This window comes from Streptomyces murinus (genome assembly GCF_002154555.1).
Taxonomy (GTDB): Bacteria; Actinomycetota; Actinomycetes; order Streptomycetales; family Streptomycetaceae; genus Streptomyces; species Streptomyces murinus.
In genome coordinates this window covers 1-640 of the sequence record NZ_MUNF01000927.1, presented here as the reverse complement: position 1 = coordinate 640, position 640 = coordinate 1, and the positions used below count along the sequence as shown (strand labels likewise).

Sequence of the window (640 nt, the reverse complement as noted above, 5' to 3'; positions counted from 1 at the left end):
CCTGTGGCGCGGCCGCCCCGAGGACCCCCGCTGGGCGCGCCCCGCCCTCCTCGGGCTGCTCGCCGCGACCCTGCTGCTCTACCTGTACGACCTGAGCGCCTCCGGCTACGCCAACTCCTTCTACTCGGCGGCCGTCCAGGCGGGCAGCGCGTCCTGGAAGGCGCTGTTCTTCGGCTCGCTGGACGCGGGCAACGCCATCACCGTCGACAAGCCCCCGGCCTCGCTGTGGCCGATGGAGCTGTCGGTGCGGATCTTCGGCCTGAACTCCTGGGCGATCCTCGTGCCCGAGGTGCTGATGGGCGTGGCGACCGNNCGCGGCGCTGATGTTCCGGTTCGACAACCCGGACGCCATGCTGGCCCTGCTGATGTCGGGGGCCTGCTACCTCGTCGTACGGGCGCTGGAGGACGGCCGGACCAGGTGGCTGGTGTGGGCCGGGGCCGCGATCGGTCTCGCGTTCCTCGCCAAGACGCTCCAGGCGTTCCTGATCCTGCCGCCGCTCGCCGTGGTGTACGCGGTGTGCGCGCCGGTCCTGCTGAAGAAGCGCCTCGGCCAACTGGCCGCCGCCACCCTCGCGTTGGTGGTGGCCGGGGGCTGGTGGGTGGCGATCGTCGAGCTGTGGCCGGCCGCGTCCCGTCCGTA

At 72.6% G+C, this 640-nt stretch carries 1 pseudogene; it reads left to right on the top strand.

The features are described from left to right. Position 1: 1 nt before the first annotated feature. Positions 2-640: pseudogene (locus tag CCN72_RS36675) on the top strand (glycosyltransferase family 39 protein); the annotation flags it as partial.